This is a genomic window from Oceanicella actignis, assembly GCF_008124525.1.
Lineage (GTDB): Bacteria > Pseudomonadota > Alphaproteobacteria > Rhodobacterales > Rhodobacteraceae > Oceanicella > Oceanicella actignis.
The window spans coordinates 41,666-64,433 of sequence record NZ_VNHJ01000010.1 but is presented as its reverse complement, the minus strand read 5'-3'; the positions used below and the strand labels follow the sequence as shown (position 1 = coordinate 64,433).

The window sequence follows — 22,768 nt, the reverse complement described above, 5'->3', positions numbered from 1 at the left end:
GCGCGCGCGTCGTCCATCTTGCGATCTCCGGAATGCGGCCCGGAGCCGGTCTCCGGGCGGTCGGGCGCACCTTATGAGGGGGCGCGGCGAAGTCAAGCGGCGCGCGCCGCCGGGCGCCGCCACGTCGCGGTTGCGCGCGCGCCCGCGCCGTGCTCGGCTGGCGCCGAAAGCCGCGGGGCGCACGCCCGCGCGCAAGGCCGCGCCGCGCCGCGCGCGCATGGCCGGGCCGCGCGCCCGACCGCCGCGGCGCCCGCGAAGCAGAGCAGGAGCAAGCGATGAGCGAACATGTGAAGGTCGTCCTCGAGGACGGCGTGATGGAGATCACGCTGGACCGCCCCGACAAGAAGAACGCCCTTTCGCAGGCGATGTATGCGGCGATGAACGAGGCGATGGACCGCCTCGACGCCGACGACGCGGCGCGCGTGGCGCTGTTCCGCTCGAGCGGGCCCGACTTCACCGCGGGCAACGACATCGCCGATTTCGCCGCCGCCGCCGCCAGCGGGCGCCCGCCCCTGGCCGGCGTGTTCATCCAGAAGCTGGCCGCGGCGCGCAAGCCGCTGGTCGCCGCCGTGCCGGGCGTGGCGGTGGGCCTGGGCACGACGATGCTGCTGCACTGCGACCTGGTGTTCGTCGCCGAGGATGCGCGCCTGTCCACGCCCTTCGTGGGGCTGGGCCTGACGCCCGAGGCGGCGTCCTCGATCCTGTTGCCCGCGCGCATCGGGCATGCCCGCGCCTTCGAGATGTTCGTGCTGGGCGAGGCGCTGTCGGGCGCCGAGGCGGCGCGGCTGGGCGTGGCCAACCGCGCCCTGCCCGCCGAGCGCCTCGACGAGGCGGCGCGCGAGGCCTGCCGGCGCATCGCCCGCCTGCCGCGCGGCGCGGTGGCGGCGACCAAGGCGCTGATGCGCGACTCGGACGCGCTGCTCGAGCGCATCGGACGCGAAAGCGCGATCTTCGGCGAGCGGCTCATGTCGGCCGAGGCGCGCGAGGCCTTCGCCGCGTTCATGGAGCGCCGCCCGCCCGATTTCTCGAAGCTCGGCTGAACGCGGGCGCGAGGGCCGGCGCCGCGATGGACGCGGGCCCCGGTGCGAAGCGGCGAAGGCGGGTGCGCGAGCGCCGGCGGGCCGGTCGAGCGGGCAGCCCGGGCCCCGCGCCCGCGTCGAGCCGCCGAGGGGGCGAAGGCCCGCCGCCCGGCGCCGCCGCCCGGGCGCCCGTCCCTCGCCCCGCCTTCGCCCGCGCCACAAGGCGGCGCCCCCGTCCGCGACCGATCGGGGGGCGGCGCGCCGATCATGCGGCGCAGGGGCCCGGATTCGCCTTCGCCCCATGGACGCGCCCGCCGCGCATGGGCTATGGCCTTGCGGCAGGCGGGGCCGGGCCGGCCGCGCCCGATGGCGGGAGAGGCGCATGACCGATCGAGCAGAGAACGCGCCGCCGACGGTGCTTCAGGTGATTCCGGCGATGAAGTCCGGCGGCGCCGAGCTGGGCGCGCTTCAGGTCGCCGAGGCCCTGACCCGGGCCGGCGGGCGCGCCTTCGTCATGTCCGAGGGCGGGCGCATGGTCGCGGCGCTCGAGCGCGCGGGGGCGACGCATGTGACGGCGCCGGTGGCGACGAAGAACCCCGCGCGCATCCTGGCCAACGCGCTGCGCATCGCGCGCTTTTGCCGCGCCAACGGCGTTCAGGTGATCCACGCGCGCAGCCGCGCCCCGGCCTGGAGCTGCCTTCTGGCCGCGCGGCTGACCGGCTGCGCCTTCGTCGCCACCTATCACAGCGGCTACCGGGCGCAGAACCGGCTCAAGAACTTCTACAACGGCGTCATGGCCCGCGCCGACCGCGTCATCGCCGTGTCCGAGTGGATCGCCGAGGACATCCGCCGCCATCACGCCCCGCCCGAGGGGCGCATCGTCGTCATCCATCGCGCGGTGGACCCCGAGCGGTTCGACCCGGCGCGCATCGACCCCGCCGCGCGGGCGCGCCTGCGCGAAAGCTGGGGCGTCGGCCCGGGAACCATGGCGATCCTGCTGGCGGGGCGCATCTCGCGCCGCAAGGGCCAGCACCTGATGGTCGAAGCCGCCGCGCGCCTGCGCCGCGACCCCGGCGCGCCGCCCTTCGCGATGATCTTCGCCGGCGACGACCAGGGCAAGACCGCCTATCGCGACGAGGTGGCCGCGCGCATCCGCGCCCTCGGGCTCGAGGACGCGGTGCGCTTCGTCGGCCATCTCGAGGACATGCCCCTGGCCTATGCGGCGGCCGACATCTCGGTCTCGGCCGCGACGGCCCCCGAGGGCTACCAGCGCGCCATGCTCGAATCGCAGGCCATGGGCGTGCCCGTGGCGGTGTCCGACATCGGGCCGGGGGTCGAGGTGGTGCGCGCCCCGCCGCGCTGGCCCGAGGATCAGGCGACGGGGCTGAACTTTCGCGGCAACGACGTCGAGGACCTGACCCGCGCGCTGCTCGAGCTGATGACCATGCCCCCCGAGCGCCGCGCCGCCATGGGCGCGCGCGCCAGCGCGTGGGTGCGCAGCGAACACACCGTCGGGCGCCTGACGGCCCAGACGCTCGAGGTCTACCGCCAGGTTCTGGCCGAGCGCGGGCGGCGCTGACCGGGCCCGCGCGAGAGAAGGAACGCAACCGAGAAGGAGCGCGAGATGACCGACGCCGAAGACCGGCCCGACTTCCTCGAAACCGCCGACGGGCGGCGCATCGCCTATCGCCGCACGCCCGACGCCGGGGCGGGGGCGCCGGGGGTGGTGTTTCTGGGCGGCTTCCGCTCGGACATGACCGGGACCAAGGCCGCCTTTCTCGAAGAGCGCTGCCGCGCGCGCGGGCGCGCCTTCCTGCGCTTCGACTACACCGGGCACGGGCAAAGCTCGGGCCGCTTCGAGGATGGCTGCATCGGCGACTGGCTGCGCGACGCGCGCGACGCCATCGCCGCCCTGACCGAGGGGCCGCAGGTGCTGGTGGGCTCGTCCATGGGCGGGTGGATCGCGCTGTTGCTGGCGCGCGAGGCGCCCGAGCGCGTCGCCGCCCTGATCGGCATCGCCGCCGCGCCCGACTTCACGCTGGACGGGATGGAGGCCGCCTTCGACGAGGCCCAGCGCCAGGAGATGGCCCGCACGGGCCGCGTCGCGCTGCCCTCGGAGTATTCCGACGAGCCCTATGTGATCACGCGCCGCCTGATCGAGGACGGGCGCGACCATCTGGTTCTGCGCGCTCCGCTGCCCCTGCCCTTCCCCACGCGGCTGCTGCAGGGCTCGGCCGATGTCGACGTGCCGCCCGAGCGCGCGCGCATCCTGTTCGATCATGCCGAGGGGCCCGACATCCGCCTGTTGCTGGTCAAGGGCGCCGACCATCGCTTTTCCGGCCCGCGCGAGCTGCGCATTCTGGACGAGACGCTGGAAGAGGCCATCGCCGCCGCGCGCGAAGCGGGGCGCTGACCGCGGGCGCCGGCCCGCCCGGCGCACCGCCGCGCGGGCGCCGCGCCGGGCGGGGGCGCGAAAGCTGCGCCGCGCGCAGGAAAAATCCTTCGCCGCTGTTGCCCCGCGGGCCGATGCGCGACATGCTCGGCGCAAAGCCCCCGCGCCCCGCGCGGGGCCGGGAACGACAAGACCGCAAGGTCGATCGCGGGAGGGCGAGTCACGGGGCATGGTCAAGGCGACGCCGCTTCTGGCGCTCGAAGGACTGACGATAGGGTTCGGCGACGCCCGCCTGCGCGTCGTCGAGGATGTCGGCTTCACGCTGCGCCATGGCGAGACGCTGGCGCTTGTCGGCGAAAGCGGCTCGGGCAAGACGCTGACGGGCAAGGCGCTGATCGGCATCCTGCCGCGCGGGGCGTCGGTTCTGGGCGGGCGCGCCATGTTCGCCGCGCGCGGCGCGGGCGGGCTGCCCGAGGCGCCGCGCGACCTTCTGGCCATGCGCCCGGCCGAGCTGCGGCGCATCCGCGGCGGGCGCATCGCCATGATCTTCCAGGAGCCGATGAGCTCGCTCTCGCCGCTGCACACCATCGGCGACCAGGTGTCCGAGTCGCTGCGCCTGCACACCGAGCTGCGCAACGACGCGGCGCGCATGCGCTGCCTCGAGGTGTTCGAGCAGGTCGGCTTCCCCGATCCCGAGCGCGCCTGGTCGGCCTATCCGTTCGAGCTGTCGGGCGGCCTGCGCCAGCGCGCCATGATCGCCATGGCCATGGCCTGCGAGCCCGACCTCGTCATCGCCGACGAGCCCACCACCGCGCTCGACGTCACCACCCAGGCGCAGGTGCTGGACCTGATCCGCACGCTCCAGCACGATACGGGCATGTCGATGATCCTGATCACCCATGATCTGGGGGTGGTCGCCAACATGGCCGACTCGGTGACCGTCATGCGCAAGGGCAAGGTGGTGGAATCTGGCCCGTGCGAGACCATCCTGACCGACCCGCGCCATGGCTACACGCGCGCGCTGATCGTGGCCGCGCCCCATGTTCCGGCGCCGCGCCCCGAGGCCTCGGCGGCGCCGGCCGACCCGATCTTCTGGGCGCGCAACCTGTCCAAGACCTATCGCGGGCGCCGGCGCGGCATCGGCGCGCCGCCGCCGGTCATCCGCGCCGTTCAGGACGTGTCGCTGACCATCGGCCGGGGCGAGACGCTGGCCCTGGTGGGCGAGAGCGGCTCGGGCAAGACCACCGTCGCCAAGCTGATGCTGCGCGCCGAGGACCCCGATCCCGGCGCCGAGATCGGCTTTCGCGGCGCCGACGGGCGCGAGCTGGACGTGGCGGCGCTGGACGGGGCCGAGCTGCGCGACTTCCGCCGGCGGGTGCAGATCGTGTTCCAGGACCCCTATTCGGCGCTTTCGCCGCGGATGAGCGTGCTCGACATCCTCACCGAGCCGCTCGAGATCCACGGCATCGGCACGCGCGAAGAGCGCCGCGCCCACGCCGCCGAGCTGATGCGCAAGGTCGGCCTCTCGCCCGAGCATCTGCGCCGCTTTCCCCACGCCTTCTCGGGCGGGCAGCGCCAGCGCATCTCGATCGCGCGGGCGCTGGCGCTGCAGCCCGAGCTTCTGGTCTGCGACGAGCCGACCTCGGCGCTGGACGTGTCGGTGCAGGCGCAGGTGCTGGACCTGCTGCGCCAGCTGCGCGACGAGATGGGGCTGAGCTACCTGTTCATCAGCCACGATCTGACCGTCGTCGCCGATCTGGCCGACCGCGTGGCGGTGATGCGCCGCGGCCGCGTCGTCGAAGAGGGGCCGGCCGCGGCCGTCTTCGCCGACCCGCGGCACCCCTACACCAAGGCGCTCATCGCCGCCTCGCCCACCCCCGATCCCGGCCGCAGGCTGGACCTGGCGGCGGTGGCGCGCGGCGCGGGCGACCCCGAAACCTGGCCCGAACCCTTTCGCTACGAGGGCGACCGCGCGCCGCCGCTGCGCGAGGTCGAACCGGGCCGCCAAGTCAGGTGCGCAGCATGACCCGCAATCGCGAGAACCCCTCCGCCCCCCGCGCGCGGGGCCTGAGCCGCCGCCAGACCCTGGCCGCCGGCGCCGCGCTGGCCGCCGCCGCGGGCGCGCTGCCGCGCATCCTGCGCGCCGCGCCCGCCCCGGTCGAGCCGCCCTTCCTGGCGGCGCGCGTGGCCTCGGGCGCCCTGCCCCCCGTCGCCGCCCGCCTGCCCGAAGAGCCGCTGGTGGTGGATCTGGCCGCCAAGGGGCGCGCATTCGGCCGCCATGGCGGCACGCTGCGCACGCTGTTCTCTCGCGCGCGCGACATCCGCTACATGGTCGTCTACGGCTATGCGCGCCTGGTCGGCTGGGACCATGAATACAACCTGCGCCCCGACATCCTGCGCGAGGTCGAGGTCGAGGACGAGCGCGTCTTCACCCTGCACCTGCGCAAGGGGCACAAATGGTCCGACGGCCACCCCTTCACCACCGAGGATTTCCGCTACTGGTGGGAGGACGTGGCCAACAACCCGCATCTTTCGCCCTCGGGGCCGCTCGAGCTGATGCTGGTCGACGGCGCGCCGCCCCAGGTGACGGTGCTGAGCGAGACGGCCATCCGCTACGAGTGGCGCGCGCCCAATCCGCGCTTCCTGCCGGCGCTGGCCCAGGCGCGCCCGCCCTTCATCTACCGCCCCGCGCATTACCTCAAGCGCTATCACGCCGACTACGTCGCGCCCGAACAGCTGGCCCCGCTGCTGCGCGAATACCGCACGCGCAACTGGGCGCAGCTGCACAACCGGCTCGACGACATGTACAAGTTCGACAACCCCGCGCTGCCCACGCTCCAGCCCTGGGTCAACACCATGGAGCGCAACTCGGACCGCTATGTGCTCGAGCGCAACCCGTATTTTCACCGCGTGGACGCGCATGGGCTGCAGCTGCCCTATGTCGACCGGGTGGATGCCGGCATCGCGGCGGCGGGGCTGATCCCGTCGAAGATCACGCTGGGCGAGGCCGACCTGCAGGCGCGCACGCTCAGCTTCTCGGACGCGCCGGTGCTCAAGAAGGGCGAGCGCACGGGCGGCTACCGCACGCTGATCTGGCGCTCGGGGGCGGCGTCCGAGATCGCGCTGCACCCGAACCTGAACTACGAGGACCCCGCCTTCCGCGCCCTGCTGCGCGACGTGCGCTTTCGCCGCGCGCTCAGCCTGGCGATCGACCGGCGCACGATCAACCGCTCGCTCTATTTCGGGCTGGCGCGCGAGGCGGCCACCTCGGCCCTGCCCGCCTCGCCCTTCTACGACGAGGCCCACGCCCGCGCCTTCGCGCAATACGATCCGGCGGCGGCCTCGGCGCTTCTGGACGAGCTGGGGCTGGACAGGCGCGACGGCGACGGGACGCGGCTTCTGCCCGACGGGCGCCGGCTCGAGATCGTGGTCGAGAGCGCGGGCGAACGCCCCGTCGAGGCCGACGCCATGGAGCTGGTCGCCGAGACCTGGCGCGAGGTCGGCGTGCGGCTGATCTACCGACCGCTCGACCGCGACATCCTGCGCAACGCCGCCTATCAGGGGCGCAGCATGATGCCGCTGTGGTATGGCTGGAACAACGGCCTGCCCAACCCCGACACCCCGCCGACCGACGTCGCGCCGGTGGACCAGGCCAATTTCTGCTGGCCGATGTGGGGGCAGCATTTCCAGACCCGCGGCCGCTCGGGCCAGGCGCCCGACACCCCCGAGGGGCAGCGCCTGCTCGAGCTGTTCAAGGAATGGAACCGCGCTGCCGACCGCGACGCGCGCGCGCGCGTCTGGCGCGAGATGCTGGACATCCACGCGCGCAACGTCTTCTCGATCGGCATCGTGAACATGGCGCCGCAGCCGGTGATCGCCAACACGCGCCTGCGCAACGTGCCGGCCGAGGGCATCTACGCCTGGGATCCAGGCGCGCAGCTGGGCGTGCACCGCATCGACGAATTCTTCTACGAGCCATGAGCGCCGCGCCCCTTGCCATCTTCGGGCGCGCCGCGGCCCGCAAGCGCGGAGGGCGCCATGCTTGAGTATGTCCTGCGCCGGCTCTGGCACATGGTCTGGACGCTGCTGCTGGTCAGCGTGCTGATCTTCTGGGTCGTGAACCTGCCGCCGGGCGACTACCTGTCGAACCAGATCGCGCAGCTGCGCGCCTCGGGCGAGGCCAGCTCGATCGCCAAGGCCGAGTTCCTGATGCGGCAATACGGCCTCGACCAGCCGCTGTGGAAGCAATACCTGATCTGGATGGGCTTCTGGCCCGGCCCGAACGGCTTCTCGGGCATCCTGCAGGGCGACCTGGGCTGGTCGTTCGAGCTGGACGCGCCGGTCGCCGACATCGTGGGCGAGGCGTTGTGGATGACCATCTCGCTCAACCTCTTCGCCATTCTCTTCGTCTACCTGGTGGCGCTGCCGCTGGGCACGGTGGCGGCGGTCAAGGCCAACTCGGCCATCGACTACATCGCCACCTTCATCGGCTATATCGGGCTGGCCACGCCCAACTTCCTGCTGGCGCTGATCCTGTATCACAAGGGTGCGCACTGGCTGGGCCTGCCCGTCGGCGGGCTGGTCAGCAAGGAGCTGGCCGACGCGCCCCTCACCTTCGAGAAGATCCGCGACATCGCCACGCACATGATCGTGCCCATCATCGTCATCGGCACCTCGGGCATGGCGGCCATGGTGCGGCGGCTGCGGGCCAACCTGCTGGACGAGCTGGCCAAGCCCTATGTGGTCACCGCCTACGCCAAGGGCCTGCGCCCGGCGGCGGCGATCGTGAAGTATCCGCTGCGCATGGCGCTCAACCCCTTCGTGGCCGACATCGGGAACATGCTGCCCTCGCTCGTCTCGGGTTCGGTGCTGGTGTCGCTGGTCATGGGGCTGCAGACCATCGGCCCGATCCTGCTGGGCGCGCTGCGCAGCCAGGACTACTTCCTGTCGGGCTTCATCCTGCTCTTCATTTCGGCGCTGACGCTGGTCGGCATGCTGATCTCGGATCTGCTGCTGGCCGCGCTCGATCCGCGCATCCGCTTTTCGGGAAGAAACGCATGACGCGCGCAGACAAGGCGACCGACCCCGACGCCGCGCGCGAGGCGATGCTGGACCCCGACGCGCACTACGTCTCGGCCGAGCCCTACGACCCGGCCGCCGATGTGCAGGCGCTCGAGCGCAGCGACCTCGACGCCTCGACCGCCGCGCTGATCTGGCGGCGCTTCAGGCGCCGGCGCCTGGCGGTGATCTCGGGGATCTATCTGCTGGCGATCTACCTGGCGCTGCCCTTCGTCGATTTCCTGGCGCCCTACGATCCGGCCCAGCGCAACCCCGACGCCATATTCGCCCCGCCCCAGGCCGTCGAGTTCTTCAAGGACGGGCATCTGGCCGTCACCTATCCCATGCGCTCCGAGATCGACATGAACACCTTCCAGCCGGTGTTCACCCCCGATCTGGACGATCCGCGCCCGGTGCGCTTTCTGGCGCGCTGCGGGCCGGTCTACACGCTGCTGGGGCTGGTCGAGACCAACATGCGCCTGTTCTGCCCGCCCGAGGGCGCCGATCTGCACCTGCTGGGCGCCGACCGCCTGGGGCGCGACATTCACAGCCGCATCATGCACGGCGCGCGGCTGAGCCTGACCGTCGGGCTGATCGGGGTGGTCATCTCGTTCGCCATCGGCATGACGCTGGGCGGGCTGGCGGGCTATTTCGGCGGCTGGACCGACGCGGCGGTGCAAAGGTCGATCGAGATCATCCGCTCGCTGCCCGAGCTGCCGATCTGGCTGGCGCTGTCGGCGGCGATCCCGGCCAATTGGGGGCCGGTGTCGGTGTTCTTCATGATCTCGGTCATCCTCGGGCTGCTCGACTGGCCCGGGCTGGCGCGGGCGGTGCGCTCGAAATTCCTGTCACTGCGCGAAGAGGACTATGTGCGCGCGGCCGAGCTGATGGGCGCCCCCACGCGCCGCATCATCATGAGCCACATGATGCCCAACTTCATGTCGCATCTGGTGGCCTCGGCCACGCTGTCGATTCCCTCGATGATCCTGGGCGAGACGGCGCTGTCGCTGCTGGGGCTGGGGCTGCGGCCGCCGGCGGTCAGCTGGGGGCTGATGCTCAACGACGCGCTCGACCTGACGGCGGTCGAGATCTACCCATGGCTGCTGGCGCCCATGGTTCCGGTGATGATGGTGGTGCTGGCGTTCAATTTCCTGGGCGACGGGCTGCGCGACGCGCTCGATCCCTATTCCTGAGCGCGCGCGCCCGCGCAGGTGGCCAGAATGGTTTCGGCGGCGCGCGCCGCGCCGTCGGCGGCCAGCCGCGCCGGGCGGCGCGGGCGCGCGGCGGCGGCCTCGGCGGCGCGCGCCAGACGCTCGGGCGTCAGATCGCCGATGCGCAGCACCTCGATCCCCTCGAGCCCGGCGAAGGCGCGGGCGCGGATCAGCTGCTCGCGCTCGCCGCCCTCCTCCATGGGCACGAGCAGCGCGGGGGTGGGGCTGAGCGCCGCCTCGACGGCGGTGTTGTAGCCGCACAGGCTGACCGACACCGCCGCGCGCCCCAGCATCCGCCGGTAATCGGGGCGCGCCGGCTCGGCCAGGGCCGGCCCCAGCGCCGCCAGCCGCGCGGCCTCGGCCGCCGCGTCGGCGCCGCCCACCAGCAGCCGCCAGCGCAGCGCCGAGCGGCGCGCCGCCAGCGCCGCCATCTCGAGCAGCCGGCGCCCGATCGCGCCGCCGCCCACGGACACCAGCGCCTCGCCCGCGCCGGGGCCGTCGGGCTCGGCGGGGGGCGGCGGCTCGGCGACGTAGCCGGTGTGGATCAGCCGGCCGGCCAGCGCGTCGGCCTCGGGCCAGCTGAGCGAAAGCGGCGTCAGCGCCGGATCGCCATGCGCCAGGATCGCGCGGAACGGCTCCAGCCGCGCCATGGTCCAGGCCACGCGGGCGGGCTTCCTGGGCGGCTCGAGCACGTCGCGGATCGAGCAGAACACCGGCGCGCCTGGCGCCATGGCCGCGATGGCGGCTTCGAACTCTTCGGCCAGCTGGCGGCGCCCGAAAGGGTAAAGCTCGACCACCAGCGCATCGGGGGGCGGCGCGCTCAGCGCGCGCGCGATGGCGGCGCGGCGCGCGGCCATCAGCGCCGCATCCGCCGGCCGCCCGTCCGGCCCCAGCAGGGTCTTGTAGTCGAGCCCGTCGGCGCTGACGGGCGGCAGCTGGATCAGCTCGACTCCGCCCGCGTCCAGATGCGCCAGCGGCCGCCCGCCCGAGATCACCGTCGGCCGCGCGCCCGCCCGCGCCAGCGCCCGCGCCACCGCCAGCATGCGCTGAAGGTGCCCCGACCCCATCAGATGCGTGACCAGCAACGCGACTCTCATGCCCTTCCTCCGATGGCGCGCCGCCCAAGCCATGTCCGCCCCCCGCCGCGGAGGCGTGCGCGCCCCGCCGCCGCGCGCGCAGCGGCCCTCAAGCGCCCGCCTCGGGCGCAAGGCGCGGCGTCAGCTTGACCGGCGCGCCGAACGCCAGCGGACGCCCGTCATCGGCCAGCGTCACCGGATGGACCGCCGCGCGCTTGATGCGAAAGGGCTCGGGGCCGCGATAGGGCCATCCCGAAGCCAGCGCCAGGATGCAGCGCATCACCCCGCGATGCGCGACCACAAGGCGCGGCGCCTCGGCCGCCTCGGCGGCCAGGCGCGCCAGCGCCGGCGCCAGGCGGCGCGCCATGGCGCGCGGGGTCTCGCCGCCGGGCGGGGCGAAGTCCCACCCCCATTCCTCGACCGGACGATAGCCGCTGAGCGGATCGGCCAGCAACGCCGCGCCCGCGCAACCCTCCCACGCGCCGAAATCCATCTCGACCAGGTCGGGGTCGAGCCGCGGCGGGCCCGTCTCGCTCAGCGCCTCGGCGGTCTGGCGCGCGCGCGCCAGCGGCGAGGACACCACCCGGGCCGCCCGCCAGGCCGGCGGCAGGCGCAGCCGCGCCAGCGCCGCGCGCGAGTCGGCCGACAGGGGCTGATCGCTGCGCCCCTGCAGCAGGCCGCGGGCGTTCCATTCGGTGGGGAAATGGCGCAACAGGCCGATCACGGGCATGGGCCGCCCTCCGCCCCGCCCGCCCCGCCTTCGCCCGCGCGCCCGGCCGCGAGCGGCGCCAGCGCGCCGCGCAGCAGCGCCGCCGCCGCGTCGAGCGAGTGGCGCCGCCCCACTTCGGCCTGCGCCTGCCGGCCCATGCGCGCCAGCGCCGCGCGATCCGAGGTCAGCGCGCGCAGGGCGCGGCCGAAGGGGCCGGGATCGCCGTTCGGCCCGGGCTCGGGCAAGGGCGCGGCGTGCACCACGTCGGCCGGACCCGGGCGGCGCTCGGCCAGACAGGGCAGCCCCTCGGCCTGCGCCTCGAGATAGGCCATGCCCACGCCCTCGCCGACGCCGGGCCACAGGAACAGCTCATGCGCGCGGTAGATGCGGCGCAGGCGCGCGCGCTCGCGCACGACGCCGGCGAAGGCGACGCGCGCGCCATAGGGAGCGAACATCGCCTCGACCTCGGCGCGCAGCGGGCCGTCGCCCACCACCGTCAGCCGCCAGTCGCGATCCTCGATCCAGGACAGGGCGCGCGCCAGCAGCCGATACGAGGCCAGCTTGTCGCCCGGCCGCATCATCGCCACGGTCAGCAGCCGCAGCGGCCCGGTCGGAACGGGCCGCGCCGGGGCGGCGTCGGGGTTGGGGTCGGCGTCGGCGGGCAGTTCGGTGAAGGCGGGCAGATGCGCCAGGCGCCCGCGCCGGCCCTCGAGCCGCTCGAGCCCCGGCAGATCGCGCCGCGTGGTCCAGAACACCACGTCCGCGGCGCGGATGGCGCGCTCGGATTCGCGGGCGAAGCGCGACCAGGCGCCGGCGCGGCGGCTGGGCGCGTGGCTGGCCTCGGAGATGGCGTAAGGGATGCCCAGCGCCCGCGCCACATGCGGCCCGATCAGGTCGGGGGCCTTGTAATAGCAGTGATAGGTGAACCAGAGCGCCGGCGGCGCGGGCGCAAGGTCTTCGAGCAGGCGCTCGATCTCGAGCGCGGCCTCGTCGGCCAGGGCGGCCTGCACGCGCGCGTCGCCCGCCATGTCCAGCGTGCGCAGATCCGAGGCGAGGAAGGGCGCGAAGCCCGCCCGCTCGAGCGCCTTCATCGTCAGCCGCGCGATGCGCCGATCGCCCGAGGGATCGGGATGATCGGGCGGCTTGAGGGGCGCGTAGAAGGCGATGCGGGGGCGCGCGCTCATGCCCGGCCTCCGGGCGGCGCGGCGCGGCCGGCGCGCCTGGCGGCGGCCTGGGCCCCCGCGCCCGCGGCCCGCCCCGCCGCGCGGCCGCCCGGCCGCGGCCATGCGGCGGCGCGATCGGCGGGCGCCGAGGCGTCCGGCGCGGCGCCCGTTCCCGCGCCTTGAGCCGCGCCCGTCGGCCCCGCGCCCGGCGCCGCGCCCGCTTCGGCCTCGGCCAGGGCGGCCTCCAGCCGCGCGGCCAGCGCGTCGATGCCCGCCTGCATGCCGAACTCGGCTTCGAGGCGCGCGCGCGCCGCGCGGGCCATGCGCGCCCGTTCCTCGGGATCGGCCGCAAGACGCGCCAGCGCCGCGGCCAGCGCATCGGGGTCGGCCGGCGGGACCAGCGCGCCATGCACGCCGTCCTCTATGAACTCGGGAATGGCCGAGACGCGGGTGGAGAGGATGGGCAGCTCCTGGCTGGCGGCCTCCATCAACACGTTGGGCAGCCCGTCGCGGTCGCCGTCGGCGGCGATCTTCGAGGGCAGCACGAACAGATCGGCCTTGCGCATCAGCGCGACGACCTCGGTCTGGTCGCGCTTTCCCAGCCAGGCGATGCGCCCGGCGATTCCCAGCGCGCGCGCCTGCGCGGCCAGCTTGTCGGCCAGCGGTCCGCCGCCGACATGCGTCAGCCGCCACTCGAGCCCCGCCGGCAGGCGCGCCAGCGCGGCCAGAAGGTCGTCGTAGCCTTTCTTGGCCACCAGCCGCCCGACCGACAGCAGCTGCAGCGGCCCGTCATGGGGGGCGCGCGCAGGCGGCGGCGGGAAGCGGCTCAGGTCCAGCCCGTGATAAAGCAGCCCCACCCGCGCCGGATCGGGCGCCAGCGCGCGCAGATGCGCCGCCCCCGATCCGGTGCAGGTGACGCAAAAGCGCGCCTCGGCCAGCTTTTCGCGCTTTTCCCATTCGGGAATCGTCCAGATGTCCTTGGCATGGGCCGACACGCCCCAGCCGATCCCGCGCATCAGCGCCGCATAGCGGGCGACCGAGGCGGGGGTGTGCAGGAAGTGGGCGTAGAGAAAGCGCACGCTCTCGGGCAGCTCGGCCGCAAGCGCCAGGGCCTGGCCGAAGCGTCGGCCGCGATTGGGAGTCGGATCGCGCCGCAGATCGGCAAGCCACACCCGCAGCGCGCGCCCGAAGCCGGGCAGGCGGCGCGCGCGGCGCAGGGCGCGCAGCACGCGCAGCGGCTCCTGATACAGGTATTCGGGCAGGTAGCGCGGGCGCGCGCGGATCCGCGCATGCAGCGGATGGGTCTTGGGGTCGTAGGGGTGGCGCAGCGACCAGATGTCGAAGGCGAAGCCCCGCTCTTCGAGCGCGGCCAGCTCTTGCGCCACGAAGGTCTCGGACAGACGCGGATAGCCCTTGACCACGACGGCCAGGGCGGGGCCGCCGGACTCGGGCCGGGCCTGGGGCGCCGGGTCGGGCGCCGACGGGGCGATCGGTTGCGGCGGCTGGGCGCCGGGACGGTCGGGACTGCTCATGATTCCCTGCGCTTGACGATGCGCGCGGCCGCGCGGCTCAACCGCCGCCCGCGGCGCGGCGCGCTGCGGCGGGAGGCGCGGCGGCGTGGGGCGCGGCTGGCGGGGCGGCGGGCGCCTGGTCGCAATCGGCGACATCTGCGCGATCGGGCGCGCGATCGGGCGCGAGATCGGGCGCGGGGCCGGCGGCGCGGTCCGTCGCCGCGCCCCGGGGCGCGGCCGCCCCGGACGCGGCGCCGGTCTGGGGAATCGCCAGGCGGATGATGGCGTCGAGGCCGTCGAGCATGCCCGCGGGCGCGGCCGCCGACGGGCGCGGCTGGTCGGCCAGGCCGCGGATCGCCGCCGCCATGACCGCCGGATCGCGCCGCCCCTCGGCCTCGGGCACGAGCATGCGCGCAAGCCCAAGACGCGCCGCCGCCTGCGCGCGGATCAGCTGCTCCTTGCGCGGGCGCACGCGCGGCACGATCACCGCCGGCTTGTCGCGGCTCAGGATCTCGCAGAAAGTGTTGTAGCCGCCCATGGCGACGATGCCCTGCGCCTCGCCCTGCAGGCGCTCGACGCGCGGATCGAAGCTGATCGCGGTCACGCGCCCGCCCAGCGCCGCCGCGCGGCGGTCGAAGGCCGCGCGCAGGTCGGGCGCCAGGAACGGGCCGTAGACGATGACCGCATGCGGGCGCAGCGTCGGATCGGCCTCGTAGGCCGACAGCGCCCAGTCCACCAGCATCTCGCCGTCGCCGCCGCCGCCCGTCATGACCAGCACGAAGGGCTCGTCCGGCGCCGTGACGCCCACCTCGGGCGGCCATTCGGGCGCGTCGCGGCGCAGATAGCCGGTGTAGCGGATGCGCGCGCGCACGCGCTCGGACAGGCCCAACCCCTCGAGCGGGCGGCAGATCTGCGGCAGGCCATAGACCCAGATCTCGTCGAAATAGCGCTCGATGGCCTCGGCATGGCCCTTGCGCGCCCATTCGGCGGCCAGGGCGGCGGGCTCGTCCAGCACGTCGCGCACGCCCAGAACGATTCGCGCGCCGCGGCGCGAGGCGGCCTCGAGCGTCTCGGCCAGCTCGTTGCGAAAGCCCCAGGCCTCCTTGTCCACGATCAGAAGATCGGGGCCGAAGGCCTGGTCGGCGGCGCGGATGATGGCGGCGCGCAGGCGCACGGTCTCGTCCAGCGGCAGGCCCAGATTGTGCGAGGCGTAGTCGCCGTCGGGCAGCTTGACGACCCCGGGCAGGCGCACATGGTCCACCCGGTCGGCGAAGTCGAAGCGCCCGGCGATGGGCGAGCCCGTGAGGATCAGCGCCGCAAGGTCCGGCGCGGCCGCCGCCAGCCCCTGCGCGATGGCGCGCGAGCGGCGCAGATGGCCAAGACCGAAGGTGTCGTGACTGTAAAGCATCACGCGACGCGCGACCGGCGCCCGGGCATCTCGCGAAGTCGCTGCCATTGCACAATCCCGGCTGGCGTTGCATGCATCCCCCTCGCCGGGACGCGCGGCCACGCTACACCAAAAGCGCGGCGCGGCGAAAGGCGCATTGCGCGCGCGGGCATGATCGGCCGCACGCGCACGCGCGGTCAATTTCTCGCGCGCCCGCTGCGCCGCGCGTCCTGCGGGTTTATGGTGACGGGCCGGCGCCCCGGCCGGCAGCCTGGGAGATTCGCTCATGTCCGCACAAGGTCCCGCCGGAAAGCCGCGCCTTCTGCTGGCGCTGGCCCTCGCGCTGGCCGCCGCGGCGCTTTGGGGCGCGCAGGCGGGGGCGCAGATCCTGAGCTACGAGAAACTGTTCCCGAGCGCCGCCCGCAGCGCGGCCGAGGCCCAGCCCGCGCCCGCTTCCGAGCCGCTGATGTCGCGCCCCGCCGCCGAACCCGACGCGGCCAACCGCCCGCCCGATCTGGCCGCATACGGCACGCTCGCCGATTACGGCGCCGAGTCGGTCATCTCGCGCACCACCGAGACGGTGAGCGTGTTCCGCCAGAGGCTGGAGCGGATGCTGGCGCGCGCGCCGACCGCCCTCGAGGACATCGAGCGGGCGCTGGCGCGCGCGGCGCCCGACGGCAAGCCGGGCTATTTCGCGGGCGTGGCGCTGGTGGCGATCCTCTTGCTGATGATCGGCCGCGCGGTGGTGGTGGTGCTGGCGGTCTACGTCTTCCGCCCGCTCATGATCGCGGCCCAGCGCGGGCGCAGGCCCGAAGCGCTGTCGGACAAGCTGCCGGTGCTGGCGCTGCGCATGGCGATCACGCTGGCGGCGATCGCCATCAACCTGGTGGTCGCGGTCGGGCTGGGCTTTGCGCTGATGCGCGACCATCCGCCCACGGCGACGACGGGGGCGGTGATCCTGGGGGCGTATGCGCTGTTCATGCTGGTGGACACCGGCTGGCGCATGACGGTCAGCCCGTATCTGAGCGACTACCGCATCCCGGCCATCTCGGACGCGGATGCGCGCCGGCTCTATCTGTGGCTGTCGGCGGCGACCTTCGTCGGCATCGCCGGACAGGCCTTCTGCGCCTGGCTTCTGGAAATGGACGTGCCGACGGACCTGCACGCGCTGGTCACCATCGCGATGAACCTGGTCGCGACGGCGCTGATCGTGGTCATGATCTGGACCAACCGGCGCGCGGTGTCGAACGCGATCCTGGGCGGGCGGCGGCGGTCCGAGGTCAGCTGGCTGGCCTCTTTCGCCTCGCTGACATGGGCGCCGCTGGCGACGGCCTATGTGCTGGCGGCGTGGGCCGAGGAATCGTTCCGCACGATCATGGGCCTGCGCCAGGAGGTGCCGCTGGTGGGCGGCGCGCTGCTGGCGCTGATGCTGTCGCTGATCTGCTACGCGCTGATCGTCTACGCGGTCGAGCGCGCCTTCGCCCGAGCGCGCGCGCGCGACGCGATCAACGCCGACGCCGCGCGGCGCGACGCCGAAGAGGCCGCCGCCGCGCCCCCGCCCGCCGCCGCGCCCGCCCATGCCAGCGGCGACGAGACGGCCGAGGGCGAGGGCGGGGATGGCGGCGGGGATGGCGGCGACGAGGAAGGCGGCGGCCCCTCGCCCGCGCGCGCCCAGGCGACCGCCCCGCGCCGCGCGCTGCCGCTTCAGAACCACCCCCTGCGCAGCTTCGAGGACCTGGCCCGCCGCGCGGCCAGCCTGTTCGCGCTGGGGCTGGGGGCCTATGTGGTCATCCGCTTCTGGGGCGGCCCCGACATCTTCGACCGCAACGCCCGGCTCGACGCCCTCGGCGACACGCTCGACACGCTGTTCTTCGGCTACATCGCCTTTCACGCCGCGCGCATCTGGCTGGACCGCAAGATCGCCGAGGAAGGGGCCGACGACGTGCCGGTCACGCCCGGCGACGAGGGCGGCGCCTCGTCCGCCAGCCGACTGGCCACGCTGCTGCCCCTGTTCCGCAGCGCGATCCTGGTGGTGATCGGCATCGCGGTGGCGCTGACGGCGGCGGCGGAGCTCGGCTTCAACGTCGCGCCGATCTTCGCGGGCGCCGGCATCGTGGGTCTGGCCATCGGCTTCGGCGCGCAGACGCTGGTGCGCGACATCCTGTCGGGGGTGTTCTTCCTGATCGACGACGCCTTCCGCAAGGGCGAATACATCGACGTCGGCGACGTCAAGGGCACGGTCGAGAAGATCTCGGTGCGCTCGATGCAGCTGCGCCATCACCTGGGCGCGCTGCACACCATCCCCTTCGGCGAGATCCGCCACCTGACCAATTATTCGCGCGACTGGGTGATGATGAAGCTGCCGCTGCGCCTGACCTACGACACCGACGTCGAGCGCGTGCGCAAGCTGATCAAGAAGCTGGGGCAGGAGCTGCTGCAGCATCCCACCGAGGGGCGCAAGTTCCTTCAGCCGCTCAAGTCGCAGGGCGTCTACAAGATGGAGGACAGCGCCATGATCATTCGCGTCAAGTACATGACCCGGCCCGGCGACCAGTGGACGACGCGCAAGCTGGTCTACCAGAAGATCCGCGAGCTGTTCGAGAAGGAGGGCATCCGCTTCGCCGCGCGCGAGGTCACCGTGCGCCTGCCGGACCTGCCCGCCGGCGCCGCGGACGAAGAGCGCGCGCGCATCGCCGGCGCCGCCGCGCGGCGCGTCGCCGATCTGGTGGACGAGGAGGCCGCCGCGGCCGGCGGCGGCGCGACGACGCGCTAGGCGCGCAGGACAAGACCCGGGGCGCGCGCCGTCCTAGCATGGAGCGCGGGCGCGCCGATTCGCCCGGTCAAGCGACGGAACAGGCATGCACATCTATCTGCCCATCGCGGAAGTGTCCGTGAACCCGCTGCTCATCCTCGGGCTCGGCGGTCTGATCGGGGTGCTTTCGGGGCTGTTCGGCGTCGGCGGCGGGTTTCTGCTGACGCCGCTTCTGATCTTCTCGGGCATCCCCCCGGCCGTCGCCGTGGCCACGGGCGCGAACCAGATCGCCGGCGCCTCGCTGTCGGGGGTGATGGCGCACTGGCGCCGGCGGGCGGTGGACCTGCGCATGGGCGCGGTGCTGCTGGCGGGGGGCGTGGCGGGCTCGGCGCTGGGGGTGCGCATCTTCTCGGCGCTGCGCGAGATGGGCCAGGTCGAGCTTCTGGTCTCGCTCAGCTACGTGGTGTTCCTGGGCGGCGTCGGCGGGCTGATGATGCTCGAAAGCCTGCGCGCGCTGCGCCAGGCCGGACGGCCGGGCGCGCCGCGCCGGCGCAAGCGCCACAGCTGGGTGCACGGGCTGCCGCTGAAGATGCGCTTTCGCGCGTCCAACCTCTACATCAGCGCCATCCCGCCCTTCATGGTCGGGGCGCTGGTGGGGGTGCTGTCGGCGGTGATGGGCGTGGGCGGCGGCTTCATCATGGTGCCGGCGATGATCTACCTGATCGGCATGCCGACGAACGTGGTGGTGGGCACCTCGCTGTTCCAGATCATGTTCGTCGCCGGCGCGACCACCATCATGCACGCGGTCGAGAACCGCAGCGTCGATGCGCTGCTGGCGGTGATGCTGCTGGTGGGCGGGGTGTTCGGCGCGCAGCTGGGCGCGCGGATCGGAACGCGCCTGCGCGCCGAACAGCTGCGCGTGCTGCTGGCCGCGCTGGTGCTGGCCGTGTGCGCGCGGGTGGGCTACGACCTGGTCGCCACGCCCGACGAGCTGTTCTCGATCGCCCCGGTCGCGCCATGATCCCGCGCCCCTTCGCCCCGGCCGCCGCGCCCCGCCGCCGTCTCGCCCCCTGGGCGCTGCTGGCCGCGGCCGCCCCGGCGCTGGTCTCGGCCCAGCCCTGGACGCGCCAGGTCGAGCGCGTGGTCGCCGCGCTCAGCCAGAACCGGGTCGCCATCACCGCCGATTTCTCGGGCTCCGAGATCTTCGTCTTCGGCGCCATCCGCCGCGAGGCGCCGCCGCCCCCCGGCAAGCTCGACGTCATCGTCGAGATCGCCGGCCCGCCCGAGGCGCTGACCGTGCGCCGCAAGGAGCGCGTGATGGGCGTGTGGATGAACCGCGCCGCCGTGCGCGTCGACGAGGCGCCCAGCTTCTACGCCCTGGCCTCGACCGGCCCGCTCGAAGAGGTGCTCTCCTACACCGACGATCTGCGCCACCGCATCGGCATCAACCACAAGGTGCGCATGATCGACGCCGGCCCCGTCGACGATCCCCAGGCCTTCCGCCGCGCCGTCATCCGCCTGCGCCGCGAGGCGGGCTTCTACGTCGAGGCGCCGGGCGGGGTGCGCCTGCTCGAGGACACGCTCTTCACCGCCCATATCGGGCTGCCCCCCGACATCGTCGAGGGCAATTACGAGGCGCGCGTGTTCCTGCTGCGCGACCGGCGCGTGACCGATGTGCGCAAGGCCGCGATCAGCGTGCGCAAGGTGGGGCTCGAGCGCTGGGTCGAGACGCTGTCGCGCGAGCGGCCGGCGCTGTACGGCGCGCTGTCCCTGGCGCTGGCCCTGGCGGCGGGCTGGGGCGCGTCGGAACTGGTGCGGGCCATGCGCAAATGAGCGCCCCGCCCATCCTCTACGCAGGCCCCGCCCATGCGCGCCGCCCGCTGGACCTGATCTTCGTGCACGGCATGGGCGCGGGCGCCTGGATCTGGGAGCGCGCGACCATCCCCTACTTCGTCGCCCAGGGCTATCGCTGCTGGGCGCCGGATCTGGCCTCGGCGCAGGAGCGCGCGCAAAGACGCGGCGGGCTGGACCTTTACGCGCGCCGCATCGCCCGCGCGATCCGCGCGGCGGGACGGCCCGCGGTCGTCATCGCCCATTCGCTGGGCGCGGCGGCGGCGCAGAACGCGCTGCGCATGGGCGCGCCCATGGCGGGGCTGGCGCTGATGTGCCCCGCGCCGCCCTACGGCATGGCGCGCGCGGGCGCGCAGCTGATGCTGCGCAGCCCCCAGGACTGGCGCGCCCTCGCCGCGTTGGCGGCCCACGGGCCGCGCGCGGCCGCGGCCGAGCGGCTGATTCGGCTGTTCCTGCCCCGCGGCGCCGATCCCGAGCTGCTGGCCTGGCTGGCCGCGAATCTGCGCGACGAACCCTGGACGCCGATGGTGCAGGCCCTGGGCCTGCGCCCCTTCGCGCCGCCGCCCTTCTGGCTGACGCCCTGGGCGCCGCGCCCGCCGGTGCTGACGCTGGCCGGGGGGCGCGACCCCATCACCCCGCCGCTCGACGCCGCGGCCACGGCGCTGTGGCATGGCGGGCGCGCGCATGTTCTGCCCGAGGCGGGGCATCTGATGATGCTCGAGCCCGACTCGGCCCGCGCCGCGCACGCCCTTCTGGCCGCCTGGCTGGAAGAGATCGCCGCTCAGCCGCGCCGGCCGAACAGCGCCTCGCGCGCCTTGGGGTCGTTCTGAATCTCGCCGCGCAGCTCGGCCGCCAGCGCGCGCCCGCGGCGCACCGCCGGGCGCGCGCCGACCCGCTCGAGCCAGGCGGCCATGTTGGGAAAGCGCTCCAGATCCTGGCCCTGCCGCTCCCACAACGAGGCCCAGGGCCAGATCGCCATGTCGGCGATGGAATAGTCGCCCGCCACGTAATCGCGATCGGCCAGGCGCCGGTCCAGAACGCCGTATAGCCGCGCCACCTCGTCGCGATAGCGCGCCTGCGCGTAGGGCAGCGTCTGCGGCGGGTCCATGGCGGGCGCGTAGACCAGGAAATGATGCGCCTGCCCCGCCATCGGCCCCAGCCCGCCCATCTGCCACATGAGCCATTGCTCGACCTCGACGCGCGCACGCTCGTTCCCGCCGCCGAAAAGGCCGGTCTTGCGCGCCAGGTAAAGCAGGATGGCGCCGGATTCGAAAACCGAGATCGGCGCGCCGTCGGGCCCCTCGTGGTCCACGATCGCGGGCATGCGGTTGTTGGGCGAGATGCGCAGGAACTCGGGCCTGAACTGCTCGCCCGCGCCGATGTTCACAAGCCGGGTCTCGTAGGGCAGCCCCATTTCCTCGAGCGCAATGGAGACTTTCCAGCCATTGGGCGTCGGCCAGTAATGCAACTCGATGGGCGCGGGCATCTTGTGGTTCTCCGTGAATTGCTGCCGGCAGCCGCAGATTGCCCCTGCCCCGGCCCCCGCGCAAGACCGCGCTCAGGCCAGCGCGCCGCCCTCGGCCGGCCGGCCCGCGCCGGCGGCGCCCAGCGCCCGCGCCGCGCGCGCCCGCAGCCCGCCGACGGAGAACCCGGCGCCCGCGGTCGCCGCCCGCAGGGGCGCAAGGCGCGCCCAGCGCGGGGCCAGAACCTCGGGAACGCCGGCCGCGCGCATCGCGGCGGGCGACCACGCGCCGGGCCGGCGCAGGATGCATGCGTAGAAGGCCATGGCGTTGCGCCGGGCGTAGAAGCTCCAATGGCAGACCGGCGCGCGCGCGTCGCCAAGCGGCACCCCGCGCGCCGCCAGCCAGGCCTCGACCGCCGGGTGGTCCAGCTGCAGGTCGATCCAGTCGGGCCGGCGGGCGCCCAGCCCCTCGCGCCCCAGCGCGCCGCCCGGGGCGCCGGCGGGCGCGGGAGCGAAGCGTTCGAACATGGCGTCGAACAGATCGTTCTGGCGCGAGATCACGTTGACCACATGCGCCCCCGCCGCGCCCGCCGCGCCCAGCGCGGCGCGGGCGGCGCTGGCGTGTTCGGCCGCCCCCAGCAGCACCACCGGACCGACGCCCGGCGCGCCCAGCGCGCGCAGCGCCACGCGCGCGCCCAGCGAATGGGCGAACACCCCGCAGCGCAGATCCGGGCGGATCGCATTGACCAGCGTCAGCAGCTCGGCCAGCAGGTCGCCCGCCCCGGCGGCGCGCCGATACACCTGCGCGAATCCGTTGCGCCCATGGCGCAGCAGCGAGCGCACATGCCCCGCCGAGGCCGGCCAGCCGAAGCCGATGCACAGCCCGTCGCGCGGATCCTCTGCCGAGAAGCCCAGCGCCGCGGGCCAGCGCGCGCCGCGCCGGGGATCATACAGGAGCGCATGCGGATCGGCGGCGGGCGCGAGGGGCGAGTAGCGATAGCCATGCACCAGGACCGCGACCGGCGCCCCTTGGGGCAGCGCCTCGAGCGCGCGCGCCAGCCGTCCCGCCAGCGCCCGCCCGGGCGCCGCCCGGTCCTGGCGCCCCGGCGCATGAAGCGCCAGCCCCCGCTTCGTCGCCGTCACATGCATCAACGTCATGGCGCCGCCCCCGCATTTG

17 protein-coding genes and 1 pseudogene are annotated in these 22,768 nt (G+C 74.1%); 11 read left to right on the top strand and 7 right to left on the bottom strand.

Annotated features, from left to right (window positions below; translation table 11 throughout):
• The first annotated feature begins 275 nt into the window (after positions 1–275).
• From LY05_RS13175 to LY05_RS13145, 7 genes are all read left to right on the top strand, one after another.
• On the top strand, positions 276–1,040 hold the full coding sequence (locus LY05_RS13175; RefSeq protein ID WP_072747879.1) for an enoyl-CoA hydratase-related protein: 765 nt from the start codon (positions 276–278) through the stop codon (positions 1,038–1,040).
• Between the two features lie 361 nt (positions 1,041–1,401).
• On the top strand, positions 1,402–2,598 hold the full coding sequence (locus LY05_RS13170; protein WP_072747878.1) for a glycosyltransferase family 4 protein: 1,197 nt from the start codon (positions 1,402–1,404) through the stop codon (positions 2,596–2,598).
• Between the two features lie 45 nt (positions 2,599–2,643).
• Positions 2,644–3,432, top strand: a complete 789-nt coding sequence (locus tag LY05_RS13165) for an alpha/beta hydrolase (RefSeq protein WP_148923465.1) — start codon at positions 2,644–2,646, stop codon at positions 3,430–3,432.
• A gap of 208 nt (positions 3,433–3,640) precedes the next feature.
• Entirely contained in the window at positions 3,641–5,437 is a 1,797-nt protein-coding gene (locus LY05_RS13160) for an ABC transporter ATP-binding protein (protein ID WP_148923464.1), read from the top strand.
• A complete protein-coding gene (locus LY05_RS13155) occupies positions 5,434–7,392 on the top strand; it encodes an ABC transporter substrate-binding protein (protein WP_148923463.1) in 1,959 nt (652 codons plus the stop codon). The genes LY05_RS13160 and LY05_RS13155 overlap by 4 nt, the downstream gene beginning before the upstream one ends.
• A 57-nt stretch (positions 7,393–7,449) precedes the next feature.
• Entirely contained in the window at positions 7,450–8,472 is a 1,023-nt protein-coding gene (locus LY05_RS13150) for an ABC transporter permease (RefSeq protein ID WP_148923462.1), read from the top strand.
• The gene (locus tag LY05_RS13145; RefSeq protein ID WP_428842406.1) at positions 8,469–9,662 is read left to right on the top strand and encodes an ABC transporter permease; all 1,194 of its coding nucleotides are present in this window, start codon (positions 8,469–8,471) and stop codon (positions 9,660–9,662) included. The genes LY05_RS13150 and LY05_RS13145 overlap by 4 nt, the downstream gene beginning before the upstream one ends.
• Here LY05_RS13145 and LY05_RS13140 read toward each other — a convergent pair.
• The 5 genes and pseudogenes from LY05_RS13140 to LY05_RS13120 form a co-directional block, all read right to left on the bottom strand.
• Positions 9,653–10,777 carry a glycosyltransferase gene (locus LY05_RS13140; protein WP_148923461.1) on the bottom strand — a complete coding sequence of 375 codons (1,125 nt, stop codon included), beginning with the start codon at positions 10,775–10,777 and terminating at the stop codon, positions 9,653–9,655. The two genes, LY05_RS13145 and LY05_RS13140, sit on opposite strands and share 10 nt — an antisense overlap.
• Positions 10,778–10,865: 88 nt before the next feature.
• On the bottom strand, positions 10,866–11,486 hold the full coding sequence (locus LY05_RS13135; RefSeq protein WP_072747872.1) for a histidine phosphatase family protein: 621 nt from the start codon (positions 11,484–11,486) through the stop codon (positions 10,866–10,868).
• A complete protein-coding gene (locus LY05_RS13130; RefSeq protein WP_148923460.1) occupies positions 11,477–12,649 on the bottom strand; it encodes a glycosyltransferase family 4 protein in 1,173 nt (390 codons plus the stop codon). Before LY05_RS13130 ends, LY05_RS13135 begins: the two co-directional genes overlap by 10 nt.
• Positions 12,650–12,852: 203 nt before the next feature.
• Positions 12,853–14,118, bottom strand: a pseudogene (locus LY05_RS13125) (glycosyltransferase); the annotation flags it as partial.
• 79 nt (positions 14,119–14,197) lie between these two features.
• The gene (locus tag LY05_RS13120) at positions 14,198–15,547 is read right to left on the bottom strand and encodes a glycosyltransferase family protein (protein ID WP_249041950.1); all 1,350 of its coding nucleotides are present in this window, start codon (positions 15,545–15,547) and stop codon (positions 14,198–14,200) included.
• Positions 15,548–15,812: 265 nt separating this feature from the next.
• Here LY05_RS13120 and LY05_RS15270 point away from each other — a divergent pair, with 265 nt between their 5' ends.
• From LY05_RS15270 to LY05_RS13100, 4 genes are all read left to right on the top strand, one after another.
• Positions 15,813–18,299 (top strand): mechanosensitive ion channel family protein, encoded by a 2,487-nt coding sequence (locus LY05_RS15270; protein ID WP_249041949.1) that lies wholly within the window; start codon positions 15,813–15,815, stop codon positions 18,297–18,299.
• Positions 18,300–18,384: 85 nt separating this feature from the next.
• Positions 18,385–19,299, top strand: a complete 915-nt coding sequence (locus LY05_RS13110; protein WP_148923458.1) for a sulfite exporter TauE/SafE family protein — start codon at positions 18,385–18,387, stop codon at positions 19,297–19,299.
• Positions 19,296–20,111 (top strand): TIGR02186 family protein, encoded by an 816-nt coding sequence (locus LY05_RS13105; RefSeq protein ID WP_072747866.1) that lies wholly within the window; start codon positions 19,296–19,298, stop codon positions 20,109–20,111. Before LY05_RS13110 ends, LY05_RS13105 begins: the two co-directional genes overlap by 4 nt.
• Complete coding sequence (locus LY05_RS13100) at positions 20,108–20,959, top strand: alpha/beta fold hydrolase (RefSeq protein ID WP_148923457.1); 852 nt, start codon at positions 20,108–20,110, stop codon at positions 20,957–20,959. The genes LY05_RS13105 and LY05_RS13100 overlap by 4 nt, the downstream gene beginning before the upstream one ends.
• Here LY05_RS13100 and LY05_RS13095 read toward each other — a convergent pair.
• Both LY05_RS13095 and LY05_RS13090 read right to left on the bottom strand, forming a co-directional pair.
• Complete coding sequence (locus tag LY05_RS13095; protein WP_148923456.1) at positions 20,911–21,615, bottom strand: glutathione S-transferase N-terminal domain-containing protein; 705 nt, start codon at positions 21,613–21,615, stop codon at positions 20,911–20,913. The two genes, LY05_RS13100 and LY05_RS13095, sit on opposite strands and share 49 nt — an antisense overlap.
• Before the next feature lie 72 nt (positions 21,616–21,687).
• Positions 21,688–22,749, bottom strand: a complete 1,062-nt coding sequence (locus LY05_RS13090) for an alpha/beta hydrolase family protein (RefSeq protein WP_148923455.1) — start codon at positions 22,747–22,749, stop codon at positions 21,688–21,690.
• Positions 22,750–22,768: the final 19 nt, after the last annotated feature.

Coding starts and splice junctions, on each gene's coding strand:
- LY05_RS13155 (WP_148923463.1), top strand. CDS start 5,434: ATGACCCGCAATCGCGAGAACCCCTCCGCCCCCCGCGCGCGGGGCCTG.
- LY05_RS13135 (WP_072747872.1), bottom strand. CDS start 11,486: ATGCCCGTGATCGGCCTGTTGCGCCATTTCCCCACCGAATGGAACGCC.
- LY05_RS13140 (WP_148923461.1), bottom strand. CDS start 10,777: ATGAGAGTCGCGTTGCTGGTCACGCATCTGATGGGGTCGGGGCACCTT.
- LY05_RS13105 (WP_072747866.1), top strand. CDS start 19,296: ATGATCCCGCGCCCCTTCGCCCCGGCCGCCGCGCCCCGCCGCCGTCTC.
- LY05_RS13090 (WP_148923455.1), bottom strand. CDS start 22,749: ATGACGTTGATGCATGTGACGGCGACGAAGCGGGGGCTGGCGCTTCAT.
- LY05_RS13170 (WP_072747878.1), top strand. CDS start 1,402: ATGACCGATCGAGCAGAGAACGCGCCGCCGACGGTGCTTCAGGTGATT.
- LY05_RS13100 (WP_148923457.1), top strand. CDS start 20,108: ATGAGCGCCCCGCCCATCCTCTACGCAGGCCCCGCCCATGCGCGCCGC.
- LY05_RS13165 (WP_148923465.1), top strand. CDS start 2,644: ATGACCGACGCCGAAGACCGGCCCGACTTCCTCGAAACCGCCGACGGG.
- LY05_RS13175 (WP_072747879.1), top strand. CDS start 276: ATGAGCGAACATGTGAAGGTCGTCCTCGAGGACGGCGTGATGGAGATC.
- LY05_RS13110 (WP_148923458.1), top strand. CDS start 18,385: ATGCACATCTATCTGCCCATCGCGGAAGTGTCCGTGAACCCGCTGCTC.
- LY05_RS15270 (WP_249041949.1), top strand. CDS start 15,813: ATGTCCGCACAAGGTCCCGCCGGAAAGCCGCGCCTTCTGCTGGCGCTG.
- LY05_RS13130 (WP_148923460.1), bottom strand. CDS start 12,649: ATGAGCGCGCGCCCCCGCATCGCCTTCTACGCGCCCCTCAAGCCGCCC.
- LY05_RS13120 (WP_249041950.1), bottom strand. CDS start 15,547: ATGCTTTACAGTCACGACACCTTCGGTCTTGGCCATCTGCGCCGCTCG.
- LY05_RS13145 (WP_428842406.1), top strand. CDS start 8,469: ATGACGCGCGCAGACAAGGCGACCGACCCCGACGCCGCGCGCGAGGCG.
- LY05_RS13150 (WP_148923462.1), top strand. CDS start 7,450: ATGCTTGAGTATGTCCTGCGCCGGCTCTGGCACATGGTCTGGACGCTG.
- LY05_RS13160 (WP_148923464.1), top strand. CDS start 3,641: ATGGTCAAGGCGACGCCGCTTCTGGCGCTCGAAGGACTGACGATAGGG.
- LY05_RS13095 (WP_148923456.1), bottom strand. CDS start 21,615: ATGCCCGCGCCCATCGAGTTGCATTACTGGCCGACGCCCAATGGCTGG.